At 69.5% G+C, this 16,623-nt stretch carries 16 protein-coding genes and 1 pseudogene; 7 read left to right on the plus strand and 10 right to left on the minus strand.

Annotation, left to right across the window (positions count from 1 at the left end):
* Nucleotides 1-137: 137 nt before the first annotated feature.
* Nucleotides 138-608, plus strand: a pseudogene (locus WA805_RS17085) (phosphatase PAP2 family protein); the annotation flags it as partial.
* A 102-nt stretch (nucleotides 609-710) separates the two neighbouring features.
* Here the strand turns inward: WA805_RS17085 and WA805_RS17090 are convergent.
* Entirely contained in the window at nucleotides 711-1,253 is a 543-nt protein-coding gene (locus WA805_RS17090) for a DUF6328 family protein (RefSeq protein ID WP_422285743.1), read from the minus strand.
* A 94-nt stretch (nucleotides 1,254-1,347) separates the two neighbouring features.
* Here WA805_RS17090 and WA805_RS17095 point away from each other — a divergent pair, with 94 nt between their 5' ends.
* Complete coding sequence (locus WA805_RS17095; RefSeq protein ID WP_425242829.1) at nucleotides 1,348-2,373, plus strand: CHAD domain-containing protein; 1,026 nt, start codon at nucleotides 1,348-1,350, stop codon at nucleotides 2,371-2,373.
* Nucleotides 2,374-2,407: 34 nt separating this feature from the next.
* Here the strand turns inward: WA805_RS17095 and ligM are convergent, their stop codons facing one another.
* Entirely contained in the window at nucleotides 2,408-3,808 is a 1,401-nt protein-coding gene (gene ligM, locus WA805_RS17100) for a vanillate/3-O-methylgallate O-demethylase (protein ID WP_422271672.1), read from the minus strand.
* A gap of 320 nt (nucleotides 3,809-4,128) precedes the next feature.
* Between ligM and WA805_RS17105 the strand changes: the two genes are divergently transcribed.
* The 3 genes from WA805_RS17105 (at nucleotide 4,129) to WA805_RS17115 (ending at nucleotide 6,167) form a co-directional block, all read left to right on the plus strand.
* Nucleotides 4,129-4,644: a nitroreductase family protein gene (locus tag WA805_RS17105; RefSeq protein ID WP_422337998.1), complete on the plus strand. Its 516-nt coding sequence runs from the start codon at nucleotides 4,129-4,131 to the stop codon at nucleotides 4,642-4,644.
* A 222-nt stretch (nucleotides 4,645-4,866) separates the two neighbouring features.
* A complete protein-coding gene (locus tag WA805_RS17110) occupies nucleotides 4,867-5,445 on the plus strand; it encodes an RNA polymerase sigma factor (protein ID WP_422285746.1) in 579 nt (192 codons plus the stop codon).
* Complete coding sequence (locus WA805_RS17115) at nucleotides 5,442-6,167, plus strand: hypothetical protein (RefSeq protein WP_425242830.1); 726 nt, start codon at nucleotides 5,442-5,444, stop codon at nucleotides 6,165-6,167. Before WA805_RS17110 ends, WA805_RS17115 begins: the two co-directional genes overlap by 4 nt.
* Before the next feature lie 3 nt (nucleotides 6,168-6,170).
* On the opposite strand, the gene WA805_RS17120 is transcribed toward WA805_RS17115, so the two are convergent.
* The 4 genes from WA805_RS17120 to WA805_RS17135 form a co-directional block, all read right to left on the minus strand.
* A complete protein-coding gene (locus WA805_RS17120; protein ID WP_422285748.1) occupies nucleotides 6,171-7,220 on the minus strand; it encodes a phosphotransferase family protein in 1,050 nt (349 codons plus the stop codon).
* Nucleotides 7,213-8,388, minus strand: a complete 1,176-nt coding sequence (locus tag WA805_RS17125) for an acyl-CoA dehydrogenase family protein (protein ID WP_422285749.1) — start codon at nucleotides 8,386-8,388, stop codon at nucleotides 7,213-7,215. Before WA805_RS17125 ends, WA805_RS17120 begins: the two co-directional genes overlap by 8 nt.
* A gap of 37 nt (nucleotides 8,389-8,425) precedes the next feature.
* Complete coding sequence (locus tag WA805_RS17130) at nucleotides 8,426-9,850, minus strand: phytoene desaturase family protein (RefSeq protein WP_422285750.1); 1,425 nt, start codon at nucleotides 9,848-9,850, stop codon at nucleotides 8,426-8,428.
* 156 nt (nucleotides 9,851-10,006) lie between these two features.
* Nucleotides 10,007-11,467: an MFS transporter gene (locus tag WA805_RS17135; protein WP_425242831.1), complete on the minus strand. Its 1,461-nt coding sequence runs from the start codon at nucleotides 11,465-11,467 to the stop codon at nucleotides 10,007-10,009.
* A gap of 122 nt (nucleotides 11,468-11,589) precedes the next feature.
* On the opposite strand from WA805_RS17135, the gene WA805_RS17140 reads away from it, so the two are divergent.
* Complete coding sequence (locus tag WA805_RS17140; RefSeq protein ID WP_425242832.1) at nucleotides 11,590-12,306, plus strand: TetR family transcriptional regulator; 717 nt, start codon at nucleotides 11,590-11,592, stop codon at nucleotides 12,304-12,306.
* Here WA805_RS17140 and WA805_RS17145 read toward each other — a convergent pair.
* The 3 genes from WA805_RS17145 to WA805_RS17155 all read right to left on the minus strand — a co-directional run bounded on the left by WA805_RS17145 (nucleotide 12,269) and on the right by WA805_RS17155 (nucleotide 15,354).
* A complete protein-coding gene (locus WA805_RS17145; protein WP_422271653.1) occupies nucleotides 12,269-13,015 on the minus strand; it encodes a class I SAM-dependent methyltransferase in 747 nt (248 codons plus the stop codon). The two genes, WA805_RS17140 and WA805_RS17145, sit on opposite strands and share 38 nt — an antisense overlap.
* 52 nt (nucleotides 13,016-13,067) lie before the next feature.
* Nucleotides 13,068-14,222, minus strand: a complete 1,155-nt coding sequence (locus tag WA805_RS17150; RefSeq protein WP_422271651.1) for a hypothetical protein — start codon at nucleotides 14,220-14,222, stop codon at nucleotides 13,068-13,070.
* A gap of 97 nt (nucleotides 14,223-14,319) precedes the next feature.
* Nucleotides 14,320-15,354 (minus strand): LLM class flavin-dependent oxidoreductase, encoded by a 1,035-nt coding sequence (locus tag WA805_RS17155; RefSeq protein WP_422285754.1) that lies wholly within the window; start codon nucleotides 15,352-15,354, stop codon nucleotides 14,320-14,322.
* Nucleotides 15,355-15,552: 198 nt separating this feature from the next.
* On the opposite strand from WA805_RS17155, the gene WA805_RS17160 reads away from it, so the two are divergent.
* A complete protein-coding gene (locus tag WA805_RS17160; RefSeq protein ID WP_422285755.1) occupies nucleotides 15,553-15,732 on the plus strand; it encodes a DUF397 domain-containing protein in 180 nt (59 codons plus the stop codon).
* A gap of 11 nt (nucleotides 15,733-15,743) precedes the next feature.
* On the opposite strand, the gene WA805_RS17165 is transcribed toward WA805_RS17160, so the two are convergent.
* On the minus strand, nucleotides 15,744-16,623 hold an 880-nt coding region (locus WA805_RS17165), incomplete at its 5' end, for a helix-turn-helix domain-containing protein (RefSeq protein ID WP_425242833.1).

Consider the following 16,623-nt stretch of genomic DNA (forward strand, 5'->3'; position numbering starts at 1 on the left):
GCGCGGGCCGGTGGGCTGCGCGGACGGGCCCGTTCGCGCGCGAAGCAGGGATCGTGGTGGCGCTCTACGCGCTGTGGCAGCTCGCCGGGAACCTCTCGTCCGGCGGGTACCGGGGCGCGATCGCCCACGCCTGGTGGGTGTGGCACGCGGAGCGCACGCTGCGGCTGCCCAGCGAGCTGACGGTACAGCGGCTACTGCTGCCGCATGCGCTGCTATCCCAGGTCGCGAACCTGTACTACGCGACGATGCACTTCGGAATGCTCATCGCGATGCTGGTCTGGCTGTTCGTCAGGCACCGCGACGGCTACCCGGCCGTGCGCAACGCGGTGGCCGCCAGCACGGCGATCTGCCTGCTCATCTCGCTGGTACCGGTCGCGCCCCCGCGGATGCTCACGTCGCTCGGTTTCGTGGACCTGGCGGCGCGGTACGGGCAGTCCGTTTACGTGGCGCTCGGCTCCACCGCGGGTGCGGACCAACTGTCCGCGATGCCGTCGGTGCACGTCGCGTGGGCGGTGCTCGTGGCCTGGGCCGTGATCACGCGCAGCACGAGCCGGTGGCGCTGGCTGGTCCTGCTGCACCCGGCCATCACTGTGTTCGTCGTGGTGGCCACCGGCAATCACTTCTGGGCCGACGGGCTCGTCGCGGCCAGCGTCGTCGCGCTCGTGCTCGCGGCGCAGGCCCTCGTGATCCGTCGCGCCGTCGCGCACCGGTCACCGCCGCTCCCTGCGCTGCGTCAGCGGCACTACGAACCACAAGACGACCAGCATGCAGGCCAGCACCGCGGTGATCACGCCCGCAGCGACCGCGCCGGCGACGAAATCCGTGACGAGCAGCACCGCCATCAGCACTGCGCCGCCCACCGCGGCTAGGCCGAGGATGGCCAGCGTGTTGGCGAACCGGACCAACTGCTCCTTCATGCCCTGGCGGAAGACCAGCCGGTGGTAAGCGACCGGCCCGATTAGCAGTGTGGTGGCGACGGCGGCGAGCACCAGGCTGGTCAGGTAGACGCCGCGCTGGGCACCGTCCAGCTTCGTGAACCGCATCGTGAACGGAAGGGACAGCAGGAACCCGAACAGCACCTGCACGCCGAGGCCTACCACGCGCAGCTCCTGGACCAGTTCGGCGACGTTGCGGTCGGCGCGCTGCGCGACGGACTCCTGTCGCGGATCCTGAGACGCCTTGTCGCGCTCGTCCTGCTCGTCCTGCCCACCCCGCTCATCCCCGCGGTCTGCGGGGCTCGCGAACCTCGTCACTGGAACCTCCTGTCAGAGCGTGGTTACCCGGGGCCGGGAGAGAGAAACGGCGTCGGGAGGTGAGTCGCCGCGAACCCTGGGTAGGGCGCATCGAATGACTACACAGACCACCCCGGAGAGGGCACAGGCACAAGCGAACGGCTCGGCCGTGGCGTTGGCGTCGCCTGACCGCCGCCAGACCGGGCGGGCGCCGGGGTCATCGGCCCCGGCCCGCGCTGGGCGCCGGTTCACCCGCCGTTCTGCGGCTGGCGACGTGGTGATGGCTTACGTCGGCACGCAGGCCGCCAGGCTCAGGGCGCTCGACCCGCTCGTCCGCGAGAACGCCCCGGACTCCGTTCACCAGATGCGCGTGGCCGCCCGGCGGCTGCGCAGCACGCTGCAGGCCTATCCGGCGATCCTGCCCAAGTCCGCGACACAGCACCTGCGCGCCGAGCTGAAGTGGCTCGGCGAGGTGCTTGGCGAGGTGCGTGACAACGAGGTTCTCAGCGCGTACCTGCTGACCAGGCTGGCCAGCCTGCCCGCGGAGCAGGTGCTCGGCCCCGCCCAGGCGCGGGTGCGGGCCCACTACGCCCCTCGTGAGGCCGGCGCGCGGGAGGCGCTGCTCGAAGTCCTGAACTCGGCCCGCTACTACACGCTGGTCGCCGAACTTGACCGGCTGCTCGCCGACCCGCCGGTGACCGCGGCGGCCGCGAAGCCAGCGGACAAGGTGCTGCCGCGAGCGATCGGGCGAACCTACCGGCGGACCCGGCGCCGCATACACGAGGCACAGCGGATAGCGCCAGGCGCGGGACGGGACACCGCCCTGCACGAGACGCGGAAGGCGGCGAAGCGCGCCAGGTACGCGGCCGAGGCCGCGCAGCCCGCGCTTGGCAAGAAGACGCACCGGTTCACGCGGCGCATGAAGGCCGTCCAGTCGGCCCTCGGCGATCATCACGACGCCGTGAACGCGCGCGCTGCGGCCCGCGAGATCGGCGTGCGGGCACACCTGGCGGGGGAGAACGCGTTCACGTTCGGGCTGCTGAGCGAGCGGGCGGCGGACGACGCGGCCGCCTGCGAGGCGAAGGCCCTGCGGGCGTGGAAGCACGCCAAGCGGCGCAAGGTTCGTCAGGCCGTGGGCTGACGCGCACTGCCTGACGAACAGCTGCTTAGGCTTCCTAAGCCAGGTGGCTGCGCCAGCCTTCGTGGTAGTGCTCGCGGGCCTCCTGCGAGTACGGGACCGGGGCAACCGTGGCGCGGACCTCCATCTGGCGGTGCGGCCGCTCCACTGACGCCTTCAGCGAGCCGCCGCCCGGCTCACCCCAGACCAGGGTCACTTCGGTGCCCACCTCGATGTCCGGGTCGATGACGGCAAGCGAGAGTTCTTTGCGCTCGTTGTGGCTGTAACCGCTGAACAGCGACAGGCCCACGACGTTGCCGTTAAGCAGCACAGAGTCGTAGTTCGACGCGGCATAGTTCGAGATCGGCACGTCGAGGCCCTTGTACGGGATCTCGTCGGTGAACAGCGAGGCGGCGATCCTGCCCGCGTCCTCGCCGTTCCAGGCGAGGGTCACCTTGCGGCGCTGCGACGGCTTGTCCAGGGCTTCCAGGGCCTCGCGGCCGATGAAGTCATGGTCGAACCGCACCATGTGGCCGTAGCCGAGCTCGTAGGGCGTGAGGTAGTAGTCGTCGATGTTGTCCGAGACGAAGCTGCCGCCGATGGACCCTGCGAAACCTTCGTAACCCAGCGCAGGCAGCCACTCGCGGTAGGGCTTGAGCTGGTCGCCGGTGTAGATGGCCGGCAGCGGCGAGGGGATCCAGCCGGACTCCACGGTGTTCGACGCGTAGGCGCGGGAGCCGACCGGCTCGATGCCGAACTCATTGCCGGCCTCCAGGATCGCGTCGCGGATCTCGAAGTACTCATCGTACGGGCCGAAGACCTCCAGGCCCGGCTGGCCGGACATGCCGTGCCGCAGCGCGCGGACCCGGCGGCCGTTGATGTTGATGTAGTCCGTGCGGAAGAACTTGATGTCCGGGAACGGGCCGCCGTTCAGCTTCTCGATCACCTGCCAGGCGTTCGGTCCCTGGATCTGGAACCGGTACTGCGTCCGGGTGACGGCCTTGCCCATCGGGCGCGACGGCGAGCGGTCGTCCCGGACCAGCTCGACGTCCCAGTCGCCGGTCTCCACGTGGAACTGGATCCAGTTCACGGTCGGCACCCGGCCGACGAACTCGTACTCGTCCTCGTCGAGGTGGAACAGGATCCCGTCGCCGATCACGTGCCCGTCGTAGGTAGTCGGCACGAACTGCTTGGCCATGTTCGTCGGGAAGTTCTTGAACGTGTTGATGCCCAGGTGGGAGATCAGCTTGAGCGCGTCAGGACCCTTGATGTAGACGTTCGCCATGTGGTGCGACTGGTCGAACAGCACACACGTGTTCGCCCACGCGAGCTGCTCGTTCTTCCAGTTGGAGAACTCTGTCGGGACTACCGGGTAAACGTAGGCTCCCTCCTGGGAGCTGCGCAGCAGCTCAACGGGATTGGCTGTCTGCAGCAGATCCTCAAGGCTTCGCTGCGTCATATGTCGTTTCCTGCCTCTCGTGGTTACTCCGCCTGGCACGGGCGCCGGGCAGCGCAGCTAAAGGCTCCTGTCGCCGGTGGCCCGATGACCATCATGTACCCCCGCCGTCACGCTGTCGCTGTTAGATTCACCCGAATTTGCGCCGGCGCGCTCGTTGCTGGCCCCAGCCCTCTATCAGCGCCGCTCAGCCGGCCGACGGTGCTGGTTAGACGGCTGCGCTGCTGGTCGCGACCTTGCCCCGGCATTCCGCCGGGGGCCGTATCCGTGGTCAGAGCACAAAAGGAGATCATGAGCACAGGACAACCGAAGGGAATCGATTCATGGAAACCTGGGATGCCATCCGCGCCCGGCGCAATGTTCGCAGCTACCGGCCGGACCCGATCCCTGACGCCGACCTCGAGCGGATTGCCGAGGCGGGCTGGCGGGCGCCGTCAGCGAGCAACCGGCAGCACTGGGACTTCGTCCTCGTGACCGATCGCGAGCAGCTGAAGGAGCTGTCCACCGTCTGGCGTGGCGCCGGCCACATCGCCGGGGCTGCCGCCGCCTTCGCGCTGGTCATCCCGCAGCCCGACGACGAGCGCATGCGGGTCATCGACCAGTACGACCTAGGCCAGGCCACGTACGCCATGATGGTCGCCGCGGCCGACCTCGGCGTCGGCACCGGCCACTCCTCGGTGGGCGATCAGGAGGCCGCGCGCGCGATCCTCGGCGTGCCAGCCGACCACGACGTCGCCTACCTGATCGGCGCCGGCTACCCCGCGGACCGTCCGCTGCGCCCCATCGTCAAGCCGAACCGCCGCCCCTTCAACGAAGTCCTCCACCACGACCACTGGTAGCCGCAAGGCCCTATCCCCGTCCGGTTATTCGTAACCGGGCGGGGTGCCTCATTCGCGGTGGCCAGGCCCGTCGTCCACGAGCCTCCGTCCCTTCCTGCACCGCCCCGTTAGCCTGGCATGTAGTGGTAGACCGCGACCGCCCGTACTCGTGTTACTGAGCTGCACATAGCTACTTTCTGCGTTCGCGAGAACACAATGACATGAGTGCTTTATGGTCGTTTCGTGCTGGTCGGGGATTTTCCGGAAGTGCTGCGTCGTGCAGCCGCCGGGGACGCATCCGCATTCGCGAGATTGTGGCGAGACACCCACCCCCCGCTGCTGCGCTACCTGTGGGTGTCGACAGGGGACGCGGCCGAGGATGTGGCGGCCGAGGTGTGGCTGGAGGTCGCGCGGCGGATCGGGTCGTTCCGCGGCGGCGAACACGAATTTCGCGGCTGGCTGTTCACGATGGCCCGCAGGAAGATGATCGACCGACATCGCTACGAGGCGAGGCGCCCTGTGTCTCCCACCGGCGACGGGGAACTGCTGGACTACCCGGCGGCCGACGACACCGTAACCGCGGCGCTGGAATACATCTCGACCGAAACGGCGCTGGCCCTGATCGCGACCCTGCCCCGCGACCAGGCCGAAATCATCGTGCTCCGCGTCGTGGTCGGCCTGGACGCGAGCGCGGTGGCACAGATCGTCGGAAAGAGCCCGGGCGCGGTCCGGGTCGCGGCGCACCGCGGCCTGCGCACGCTCCGCGAGCGCGTGGCCGGCGCCACCGTTACCTCGCCAGGCCGGGGAGGCGTAACGCTATGAGGGTGTTTGCCGCTTCCCTGGCTGAGATGTGGTCCCCTGCTCGCAAGCGTAATCGGCTGTCCCCTGATGAGGCGACCGCCGAACTCTTGCTGGCCAGACGGCACCTGGGCCGCCATGAACCGGCCAGCGAGCGAACCCTGGAACTGGTCCTCACGGCGGCGGCCGGCCCGGCTACCGAACGCGAGCTGGCCGGAGAGACAGCGGCGGTGACCGCGTTCCTTGCCGCCCTGCCAGAGCCCGAACCGGCGCGGCGGCGGGGCCCGCGGCGGCTCCCGGTGCTAGCCGTAGCGTTGGTGCTCGTCGGGCTCGTCACGCTTTGCGGGACGGCTGAGGCGGGTGCGCTTCCGGCTCCGCTGCAGCGGCTGGCGCACCAGGCAATTAACGCACCCGCCCCGTCGCCAGCTATGCGCGTTCCGCGGCCCAGCGCGGACGTCACACCCGGTCCCGGCGCTACAGGAAGCCAGTCAGCCCCGGGCAGCTCTGGTCCGAGCCAAGAGTCTCGCACCGGGAAGCCGAGCGCCAACCCCAAGCCGACGCACACCAGCGACAGCCAGGGAAACGGCGACGGCCAGCCCACCGCCAGCGACAGCGCCCAGCCCACCGCCACCGACAACGGCAAGGGCAACGGAGGCACGCCGGGTCAGGGCGGGAATCCTAGCGGCCATCCCACAGGAAACAACGGCAACGGGAACGGCAACGGCAACGGCAACGGCCAGAACTGAGCCTCAATCGGCGCATCCCAGCGCGCGCAGGCCGCGGGCGGCCAGCAGCGGCACGGCCGGGCCGACCTTCGCGTAGCCCTCGCCAAGGGTCTGCCCGCCGAGGTAACGGGCATGCACGCCTTCGCAGATGACGGCCAGCTTCATCCACGCCAGGCCCAGGTAGAACGACAGGTTCCCCAAGTCCCGCCCGGTCCGCGCGGCGTACGTGGCGGCGAGCGACTCGGCGGTCGGGAACCCCGGGTGGTCGGTCAGCCCGGCGGAGACGGGGATCTCCCCCCGCTCCACGTCTCCCGGATCGTGCCAGTACGACAGCGTGGTGGCGAGGTCGGCGATCGGGTCGCCGAGCGTAGACAGTTCCCAGTCGAGCACCGCGACGACCCGTGGCGGCTCGTCCGGCGGCAGCGAAACGACCGTGTTGTCCAGGCGGAAGTCCCCATGCACGATCGTACAGGCGCTGTCTTCTGGTGCCAGTTCCGCCAGCCGGGCCAGCAGCGTGTCCATATCCGGCAGGTCCCGCGTCCTCGACCGCTCCCACTGCGCGCCCCAGGTTTTGATCTGCCTGACGCAGTAGCCGCTGCGCCGCCCGTAGTCTCCGAGGCCGACGGCGTCCGGCGAAACGTCGTGCAGATCGGCGAGCACGGCGATCAGCGAAGCAGCCAGCTCGCCTCGCACGGCGGGCGACAGCGGTTCGGTGTCCGCCCGGGTCCGCAGTACCGAGCCCGGCACGTCGCGCATCACGTAAAACGTGACGCCGAGGACGTCCGGGTCCGAGCAGAGCGCCAGCGGCTCGGGCACCGGCACCGGTGTCCCGAACAGCGCCCGCAGCACCCGGTACTCCCGCGCCATGTCGTGCGCCCGCGGCAGCACGTGGGCGAGGGGCGGCCGCCGCAGGATGACCGTCCCGCCGGGCAGCCATAGCCGGTAGGTGATGTTGGACAGCCCGCCGGAGATCAGCTCCGTGCGCCACGGGCCGCCGTCGAACAGCTCGGGCAGCGCCTCGCGCAGCCACCGTTCGACCGGCGCCGCGGGCAGCCCGGGCAGGTCGTCAGCCATCGCCGCGTGCCCGGCGCGCCGCCCGCTTCGCGATCGACATGCGATGCACCTCGGACGCCCCGTCGTAGATGCGGAAGGCGCGCACGTCGGCGTAGATCCGCCCGACCACCATCTCCTCGGAGGTGCCGAGCCCGCCGCACAGCTGTACGGAGCGGTCCACGATCCGGCCCACCGCCTCGCTGATGAACACCTTCGCCCGTGACGAGGACTCGGTGGACTTGTCGCCCCGCGCGACCTGCCACGCGACCTGCCAGAGCAGCGCGCGGGCCGCCGCCAGCTCGATCTCGTTGTCGGCGATCATCTGCTGGGCCATGCCGTGGTCGGCGAGCGCGGCGCCGAACACCGACCGCGTCACGCTTCTGGCCAGCGCGATCTCATGCGCCCGCCGGGCCGCGCCGAGCCAGCGCATGCAGTGCGTGAGCCGGGCAGGCGCCAGTCGCACCTGCGCGTACCTGAACCCCTCGCCTGGCTCTCCGAGCACCGCGTCGTCCGGCACGAAAGCGTCCTCGAAGCGAACCTGGCAGTGCCCCCCGACCGCCGTCGAGTCGATCGTGCGGGCGTGCCCCTTGATGAGGAACCCCGGGTTGTCCGCGTCGACGAGGAACATGGTGGCCCCGCTGCCGTCCGCGTTGGCTGCCATCACGATCGCGAACGTGGCGCCCAGCGCGCCCGTGATCAGGTGCTTGTCCCCGGAGATGATCCAGCCGCCTGGCGCCTTCGCCGCCAACGTCCGCAATGCCCCGGGATCGGACCCGGCCCCAGGCGGCGGCTCGGTCATCGCGAAGCACGACCTGACCTCGCCGGCCACCAGCGGCAGCAGGTATTTCTCCCGCTGGGCCGGCGAGCCGATCATGTGCAGCAGGTGGATGTTGCCCTCGTCGGGCGACGAGCAGTTCAGCGCCAGCGGCCCGAGCAGGCTGCGGCCCGCCTCTTCGAGCAGCACCGCGGCCTCGTCGAACGCGAAGCCGCCACCGCCGACCTGCGCCGGCGCCTGCGGCGCCCACAATCCGGCGGCCCGCGCCTCCCGCTGCAGTTCCATCCGCAGCGCGTCGTCCACCCCGTCGGTGAACGCCTGCTGCTCACGCGGGATCACCACGTCGTCGACGAACCGGGTGATCCGGTCCCGCCACTCCTCGACACGCGGCGCGAGGGAGAAATCAAAAGACATACGCCGAACGTACCCGTGGTGACTCGCGGTGCCAATGTCAACGAAGGCGACTCAGTGCCAGCCGGGCGGCGTGGTAGCCGCCCATGCCGTGCACCGCGGCGCCGGGCGGTGTGCTCGCCGAGCACAGGTACACCCCCGACAGCGGGGTCGCCCACGGGTGCAGCGATAGCGTCGGGCGCTTCACGAACTGCACGAAGCCCGAGTGGCCGCCGGCTATGTCGCCGCCGATGATGTTCGGGTCATGCTGCTGCATGGCGACGGTGTCGTGCACGGCCCGCGCCAGGATGACGTCCCTGAAGCCCGGCGCGAACCGCTCGATCTGGTCCTCGATCGCCGTGGTCATGTCCACGGTCGAGCTGTTCGGCACGTGGCAGTAGGCCCATAGCACGTGCCGGCCCGCGGGCGCCCGCGACGGGTCTGCCACGCAGGGCTGGACCGTGAGGACGTACGGCCGTTCCGGATGCCGGCCCGCGGCAACCTCTGCCTCACCGGCGGCGATCTGCGCGAGCGTGCCGCCCAGGTGCACGGTGGCGGCCTGCGCCACCGCGGGATCCTTCCACGGCACCGGCCCGGACAGCGCCCAGTCCAGCTTGAACACGCCTGGCCCGTACCTGTACCGGCGCAACTGCCGGGCGTACCCGCCGGGCAGCCGGTCACCGGCGACGGCGAGCAGTTGCGCCGGCGTCAGGTCGAGCAGGATCACGCGGGCCTGCGGCAGGTCGGACAGGTCCTTGACCTGCTGTCCGGTCTCCGCCACGCCGCCGAGCGAGACGAACCTGTCAACGAGGGCGGCGGCCAGCCGCGCCGAGCCGCCGCGCACCACCGGCCAGCCGACCTGGTGGGCGAGGGCGGCGAGCAGCAGCCCGTAGCCGCCGGTTATCGGGTCGTGCAGGTCCACCATCGAGTGCGCGGCCATCCCGGCCAGCACCGCGCGCCCGCGTTCCCCGGTAAACAGCATGCGGCCGAGCGTCGTCGCCGGCAGCGCGCCGAGCGCGCCGTATCTTGCCAGCCGCAGCGGCGCACGCGGCACCGACAGCGGCGAGAGCAGCGAGTCGATCAGTCCGTATCCGTCGCTCGCGGTGGCGCCCACGCTCTGCCGCCAGGCGGCCGCGTCCCGGGCGGAACCGAGGCCCGCGGCGGTCTCCGCGACGTCCCTGTGCACGAGGACGGCGTCCTGGCCGTCCAGCGGATGCGCCGCCTGCACCTGCGGGAACGCCCACTCGACCGGCAGGTCGAGGTTCCGGAACGCGGCTGACGCGCGCGCCATCGGCAGTACGGTCGCGCACATGTCGTGGGTGAACCCGTCCAGGGTGAGAGCCGCGCTGCGCAGCCCGCCGCCGAACTCCTCGGCCCCTTCAAGCAGCAGGACCTTGAGGCCCGCGTCGGCCAGCATGATCGCGCCGATCAGGCCGTTGGGCCCGGACCCCACCACTACCGCGTCAAACCCGTCCGCCGCAGCCAACGACCCTCCTCCTTAGGTTGTGCCGCAGCATTACAGCCGGCAACATCCCCGTGGCGGAAGCGTACTGCCCCCACTCCGCACCGGTAGCAGCCACCACCCGTGTTACCCGGCCTACAGGCGAACCGCCACCCCAGGCGAAGGCCAGGGATACCGCCGTCACGGCGCGTTGGCGGTAACCCCTTCAGCCTCGATCTCCTCACCAGGCACGGCCAGGACGCCGGGCTCTGGCCGCTGGCGCGGGCGAAGTGACACATAGCTGACCACGACGCCCGCGGCCAGCAGGCCGATCGTGACCCACAGGCCGGCGTGGTAGCCGTCGAGGAACGCCTGCGGCGCCGAGGCGCCCGCGCGCAGCGAGATCCCCTGCTGCGCCCGCAGCACCGCGCCGATCACCGTGATCCCGAGCAGGCCGGCCACCTCGCGGGAGTTGTTGAGCAGGGCCGAAGCGATTCCAGCATGCTCCGCGGGCAGGCCGTCCAGGACGGCAGTGGTCAGCGGCACGTTCATCAGCCCGATGCCGATGCCGAACACCGCGAACCCTGGGATCAGCGCGGCGAACGAGGCGCCCGCGCCGAGCCGGGCGAACAGCAGCAGGCCGACGACCATGAGCAGCACTCCGGCCGCGACCGTGCGATGCCCGCCGATCAGCGACGTCACGCGCGCCGCGACCGTGGAGGCCAGCACCACGAACAGGGCCATCGGCACGAACGCGAGCCCGGCCTTGGTCGGCGAGAACCCGAGGATCCCCTGGAGGTAGAGCGAGGTGAAGAAGTAGATTCCCAGCACGCCGAACGCCCAGATCATCATCACGGCGGTCCCGCCGCTGAGCTCACGGGCGCGGAACACCGCCGTCTGCACCATGGGCTGCCTGACACGGCTCTCGATGGCCAGGAACACCGCCGTGGCGGCCGCGGCGAGCCCGAACGCACCGAGGATCTGGCCTGACGTCCAGCCGCGGTCGTGTCCTTCGATCAGCGCGTAGGTGAGCGAGGTCAGCGCGACCGCGGAGGTGATGAGCCCGGGGACGTCGAGCCGGCGCGACTCCAGGTCCGCTCGCGACTCGGCGACCGACGGGATGGCGATCGCGAAGGTGACCACGCCGATCGGGACGTTGATGAGGAAGATCCAGCCCCAGTGGATGTGCTGGCTGATCAAGCCGCCGACCACGGGCCCGAGCGCGAGGCCGAGCGCACCGATCGCGCTCCAGATGCAGATCGCCGCCGTGCGCTCCCTGACGTCGGTGAACGCGTGGCCGATGATCGCCAGCGTGGCCGGCATGAGCAGCGCCGCGCCGAGTCCCTGCACCGCCCGCGCGCCGATCAGCACCCCGCCGCTGCCGGCTAGCCCGGCGGTAAGGGACGAGAGCGTGAAGATCGCCAGGCCGGTCAGGAACACCCGGCGCCGGCCGTACACGTCGGCCAGCCGACCGCCGACGAGCAGCAGTCCGGCGAGAACAAGCAGGTAGCTGCTGACGATCCACTCCAGTCCTGTCACCGACAGGTGCAGGTCTCGCTGGATCGTCGGGATCGCGACGTTGATCACGTTGTTGTCGAGATAGGTCATCAGAGTGGCCAGGCTGACCGCGGCCAGCGCCCACCATCGTCCCTTTGCCGTCACCGCTTCGGTCCTTCCATGAGGATCCCCGTACGCCGTACCTGTATGTCGTACCTGTATGACGTTCTTATACGTTGTATAACTCGTCATTGCCGATGATTACTTGTACGACGTATAGTTGTCAAGTGACTTCCTCTAGGCGATCCGCCGCCCTCGAAGAACAGGCCGGCGCCGAGCGCACCCGGCTGACCAGGGCAGTGGTCGTGGGCCGCGCGCTGCAGCTCGCTGACGCCGACGGTCTTGAGGCGCTGACCATCCGCAAGCTCGCCACCGACCTGGGCGTCACGCCGATGGCGCTCTACTGGCATTTCCGCAGCAAGGACGAGCTGCTTGAAGGGCTCGCCGAGCGCATCTGGAGCGAGATCGACGTGAACGTCGACAGTGCGGTGCCGTGGGCGGCGCAGCTTCGCGGACTGCTCGAATCGCTGCTGTGGGTGCTGCGCGCACACCCAGCCGGTTCGGAGGTGCTGCTGCACAGCGAGAAGCAGGGCGAGGCGTGGTCGAACGCCGCCGAGGTCACGCTCGGACTGCTGCGCGCCGCCGGGTTCGACCCGGACATGGCGAGCGCGATAGCGCGGTCCACGCTGTGGACAGGGATCATGCTCGTGATGAGCGAGCCGGGTGCCGCGTGGCTGACGGATGACGAACGGATCGAAGTCCAGCGGAAGAAGCAGGTCGGGCTCGCGTCGCTGCCGCCCGCCAAGTACCCCCGGCTAGTGGAGTGCGCGGTGCCGATGACCGCGTGCGACGACCCGGACCAGCACTACGAGTTCGGGGTGCGCCTGTTCATCGGGGGCGTGGAGGCTATAGCGGCCGACGGGGCCCGCGACCACCGTAGATGACGTAGTCGAGTTCCTTCCAGTACACGTCCACGCCCTCGAAGCCGGCCTCGCGCAGGTAGCCGACCTGCTGGTCGAGCGGGACCATGTAGCGGACGTGGTTGTCGTAGCGGAACTGTTCCTCCGCGGTCCGGTGCGCGCGCTTGTCCGCCGCGGACGGGTCCCGGCGGTCGCCCGCGCGCAGCCACGCCTCCTCGACCACCGCGTCCGGGGGCTGGACCGGATCGTAGTTAAGGAACCAGCCGCCGGGCGCCAGCTGCCGCAGGACCTCGGCGAACAGGGTCTGCTTACGGCCGTCGTTCAGGTGGTGCACTGCCAGGGAGCTGATCACCGCGTCCACGGGCGCGGGAATGCCTGCGGGCCAGTCGCCCGCCCGTGTCAGGTCGAACTCGACATAGGTGTAGCGGCCCTGGTAGGGGGCCAGCTCGAGCATGCCCTGGGCCATCATCTGCGGCGAGAAGTCGGCAAGGACGGCATGCGCCAGGGGGAAGTGGTCGAGGACGGTCCTGGACGCGGCGCCGGTGCCCGCGCCGAGGTCGGCGAACGTGAACGCCTCGTCGGGGCCGAACGGCAGCAGTTCCGCCAGCAGCTCCCGGTGCCCCGCCCGGCGGCGTTCCCTGTCTGCTTCCGTCGATTTCCAGAAGGTCACGCCAACGTCCGTCTTCCACACGGCCGCGTTGGTGTCCTCAGTGGGCTGTTCGATATCCGGCATGGAGTGATGCTAACGCCGCGTCGCGGCCGCCAGCGGGGGCGGTAGGCCGCCGCTAGCCTTCGAGGTTCTTCCTGATGTTCGGCGCGGCCACCCCGCGGCTTTCCAGCGTCGCGCGCTGCCTGGCGCCCTGCGTAATCGCCGGCAGCCAGGTGATGCTCCAGACCTGAGCTTCGCGCCTGGCGGCGTTCCAGATGTCGTAGCCAACCCCGCCCAGGGCTCGCGAAACGCCCCCGAAGATGCCGCCGCCGGCGGCGCCGACCACCGCGATCACCGTCACGAGGCTCCCCCACACCTGGCCCGCGCCGCTGAGGTTGGCGATCACCAGGTACAGCAGCCCCGCCAGGGCCGCCAGGGCGATCACCACCACTGGCCAGAAGCGGCGGAGGATGACGCCGGTCACCATCCGCACCGCCCGCGCCATGGCCGATCCGGCCTGGACCCAGGCGCCCATCGCCGGGTTGAGGCTCACGTCCGGGTCGGCGGTGAGCACCGAATGCCAGACCGCTCCCTGCACGCGCAGGGCGCTGATGACGGTGGTCGCCTGGGCCGTGCCCGCGCCCGCCGCGCGCAGCGTTGCCGCGTTGATGTCGATCCAGTCGGCCCAGTGCCCGAGTGACTGGCCGACGATGGCCCCGGTCGACTGGGGGATCGCGGTACCCGCGCCATTGAGCCACGTCTGCATGGCGGCGATCTGGTCGCGCCTGAACATCCCGGTCATCGAGTCAACGCCCGCGGGCCCCGGCAGCCAGCACATGTCGCTGAGCGCGAGACCAAGCTGGTAGGCGCTGAGCTGCTGCTGGTCATCCGCGAGGCGGTCGAGGATCGCCAGATGCAGCGCGTTCACTTCCCTGTCGAAGACGGCGTTGTCGAACGGTTCCGCGCTTCCTGGCTGCCTCTTCGCGGCCTCGGCCTGCACGCGGGCGTCGGAAACGTCGTGGTACGGCCTGAGCAGATCGTGCAGGTCGGTGACCAGGAACTTCAGCAGGTCTGCGTCATCGAGGTCCGCGACGAGGGGCAGCTGCACCGCCTGGCTGAACGGCGGCTGGCGCACGTCGAGGATTCTCCGGCGGCGGTCATCGAACAATCCCGCCATCAGCCAGCCCAGCGAGAACGCTGTTCCCGGCGGCGGCGGCAGGGGCACGCGCACCGGCGCGTGCGGCGGTACTGGCACATGCGGCGGCGGGGTGCTCTCCGTCGGTGCGGACATAAATGCTTCTCCCCGCTCGGCAGGCAAAATGACACTGCATGGAAAATTAGCGGAAATCCATCACCTATTGGGCCAGTTTTACCCGTGTCTATGCCTGTCAGCTCGCCGTCGCCGCGCCCGCTGGGCGCCAGCCAATGGCCGGCGCTATGTGCCGGGCGATCGTGTCCAGGATCCTGGCGTTGTATTCGACGCCAAGCTGGTTCGGCACGGTGAACAGCACCGTGTCCGCGGCTTGCACCGCCTCGTCGGCGGCGAGCTCGTCGGCGATCTTGTCCGGTTCCCCGGCGTACGTCCTGCCGAACCGGGACCGCACGCCCTCGAGCAGCCCGATCTGGTCATCTTCTCCACGGTCGCCGAAGTAGAGCCGGTCGATGTCCTCGGTTATCGGCAGCACGCTGCGCGAGACGGAAACCCGCGGCTCCCGGTCCCAGCCCTGTTCCGCCCAGGCCTGCCGGTACAGCCGGATCTGCTCAGCCTGCAGCTGGTCGAATGGCACGCCGGTGTCCTCGGTCAGCAGCGTGGAGCTCTGCAGGTTCATGCCCTTGGTCGCCGCCCACTGCGCGGTCGCCCGGGTGCCAGAACCCCACCAGATCCGGTCGGCGAGGCCGGGCGACTGCGGCTGGATGGCGAGCCCGCCGCTGATACCGGTTCGCTCCGGGTCGGTCCGCGCGACGGCCGCCCCGTTGATGGCGGCCAGGAAGATCTCCGTCTTGCGCCTGGCATTGTCGGCGGCCGTCTCCCCCTCGGGAGCCACGTAGCCGAACGCCTCCGCGCCCCGCAGCGCTATCTCCGGTGAGCCCCGGCTGACACCGAGCTGGAGCCGCCCGCCGCTGATAAGGTCCGCAGCCGCGGCCTCCTCGGCCATATAAAGCGGGTTCTCGTATCTCATGTCGATGACGGCGGTGCCGATCTCGATCCTGCGTGTCCGTGCGCCGATCGCCGCCAGCAGCGGGAAGGGCGAGGCCAGCTGCCGCTCGAAGTGGTGCACCCGGACAAACGCCCCGTCGACCCCGATGTCCTCGGCGGCCTGCGCCAGCTCGACGGTCTGCAGCAGCGAGTCAGCCGCGCTGCGCGTCTGCGACCCCGGCACATCCCGCCAGTGCCCAAACGAAAGAAACCCGATCTTCTTCACGCCATGGATCAGCGCCGCAGACCCGCGTCCGGATTCCCGCCGGGCACTATATGCAAATTGGGCGATATGTTATTCTCCGGCGCGCGGACGCGATATGTTACTCTCCAGCGCGCGGACGCGGAGCGTGGCCAGCGAGAAGCCCTGGAGGACGTAGTGCGTGGTCACGACGTCAGCGATGACGCTGATGGCTCTATCCGCATGTGGAGAAGGAGTTCCCGGAGCTACGGGACAGGCAACTGCCTCGAGGTCGCGGCCCCGCACGGTGCGCGCATTGACGTCAGGGACAGCAAGGACCCGGACGGCGCCGTTCTCCGCTTTGCTTCCGTGGAATGGAACGCCTTCGTTGCGGGCGTGCGGAGCGGTGCGCTCGGTCTGTAGGTCCGGCGCGTTTATCCACGCCAGAGTCGCGCCTTTTCCAAAATCAGTTCGCGAGAGTCTTCCGTAGACAGTGCCGCCTTGGCGAACGCATTGAAGATGAGACGGTACTCATATGTGCCAGTCTCGCCTTCGATGCGAAGTTCGTCCGTTACAGCCTCGGTGCTGACAACATCGCCTAGCTTTGCAGTCTCGTCGTCCGAACTGAACCCGAACACGAGGAACGAATCCGCCATCAGCGACATCTCGCTCTCCAGGGGCAGGATTCGCAGGCTGACGTTTGGCAGCCGCGACACCTCCACGAGATGAAGCAGCTGCTCGAACATCACCTTCTCACTGCCTACCATCCGCAGGATCACGGACTCGTCCATCACCGCGGATAGTTCGAGAGGGGGATTGCGCGTGGTCAGCACCTGCTGACGGATCATCCTCACCGCTACCCGACGCTCGAAGATCCCGGGAGGCATGAGGACGACCTGCTGGTGCGCGGTGTGAACCGCGCGGGCGTATGCCTCCGTCTGGAGCAATCCGGGAACCGCTACCACTTGCCATGCCAGCTCTGATACGGCCTCCGCCTCTATCCCGATGAGCTCCATGTACTCGGGCGTCAACGCGTCGGCGTAGTCGTACCACCAGCCGCGTTCGTTCGCCTCGACGGCAAGGGCGAGCAACTGGGCGCGGCGGGGGTCTGTGACTCCGTAGTAATCCAGCAGTTTTTCGATCTCTTCAAGAGGGAACGTGCCCTGTCCGAGCTCGTAACGGCTGACCTTCGCAGCAGACCAGCCGAGCGCCTTGGCCACAGTGGTACCGGTACGGCCACCACGGAGGCGGCGCAGTTCCACGGCCAGACGGCGCCGCCTGACCGTGGGGCTCGCGGACGAGGTCACGTCGGCC

The organism is Trebonia sp. (genome assembly GCF_049794275.1).
Taxonomy (GTDB): Bacteria; Actinomycetota; Actinomycetes; order Streptosporangiales; family Streptosporangiaceae; genus Trebonia.